This is a genomic window from Bradyrhizobium sp. MI1.3 (assembly GCF_055811695.1).
In genome coordinates this window covers 1-984 of sequence record NZ_JBVVPQ010000216.1, presented here as the reverse complement: position 1 = coordinate 984, position 984 = coordinate 1, and the positions used below count along the sequence as shown (strand labels likewise).

Annotated in this window: 1 protein-coding gene and 1 pseudogene; one reads left to right on the top strand and one right to left on the bottom strand. The window is 62.4% G+C overall.

Features of this window, described 5'->3' with window-relative positions; translation table 11 throughout:
- Positions 1-459: hypothetical protein (locus tag AC0L3A_RS40705; protein ID WP_473256578.1), on the top strand; the 459-nt coding region annotated here is incomplete at its 5' end.
- A gap of 74 nt (positions 460-533) precedes the next feature.
- Here AC0L3A_RS40705 and AC0L3A_RS40700 read toward each other — a convergent pair.
- A pseudogene (locus AC0L3A_RS40700) lies at positions 534-984 on the bottom strand (IS66 family transposase); the annotation flags it as partial.

Here is a 984-nt window from a genome sequence, read left to right as displayed (position 1 = left end):
GGAGCGGGCAACGGGATCAGAATGAACAGCGAGTCGCAGCTGCGCGAGAAGCTTCGGAAGATCGAGGCGTTGTTCGTGGGGGCCGGAACTGCTGGTGAGCGCCTTGCGGCGGAAGCCGCGCTGCAGCGGGTGCGGGCCCGGGTCGAGGAACTCGCTCGCCACGATCCACCGATCGAACAGCAATTCTCACTTCCCGACCAGTGGTCTCGGCACCTTTTTCTGGCGCTTTGCCGCCGATATGGGCTGCGGCCGTTTCGTTATCGCCGGCAGCGACGCAACACGGTGATGGTCCGTGCGTCACGGGGCTTCGTCGATCGGGTCCTGCTGCCGGAGTTCACCGAGCTGGAGGGTGCGCTGCAAGTGTATCTGCACGAGGTGACGCTGCGCGTGATCCGCGAAGAGATCTACGACGACGCCAGCGATGCGCAGGAAGTTCCAGATGCCCTGCCGTCGAACTGATCAGGCGGCGAGCTTTGCCTGCGAACTATCGCGCTCGGCCTTCCAATTTCACGGCAACAGCATGTGCAGCTGATTGACTTTGTACGTCCGCAGACGCTGCGCTCGAGAACATCGGTCAGATAGTGCCGCGGGTCGATGTCGTGCAGCTTTGCCGTGTTGATGAGCGATGCGAGGGTGGCCCAGGTTTCGGCGCCGCCCTCACTGCCGGCGAACAAGTAATTCTTCTTTCCCAGGCCTATCGGCTTGATGCTGCGTTCGACCGTATTGCTGTCGATCTCGATGCGCCCATCATCGATGAAGCGCGTCAGGCCTTCCCAATGGTTGAGGGTGTAGCGGATCGCCTTGCCAAGGCCGGATTTCTTCGAGACTTCCAGTAGCCGCGCCTCGAGCCAGGGTTTGAAGTCCTCGATCAACGGCCTGGTGTCGGTCTGCCGCACTGCAGCCCGATGCGCCGCCGGCAGACCGCGGATGCGATCCTCGATGGCGTAGAACATCGCGATCCGTTGCAGCGCTTCCGCGGCAATC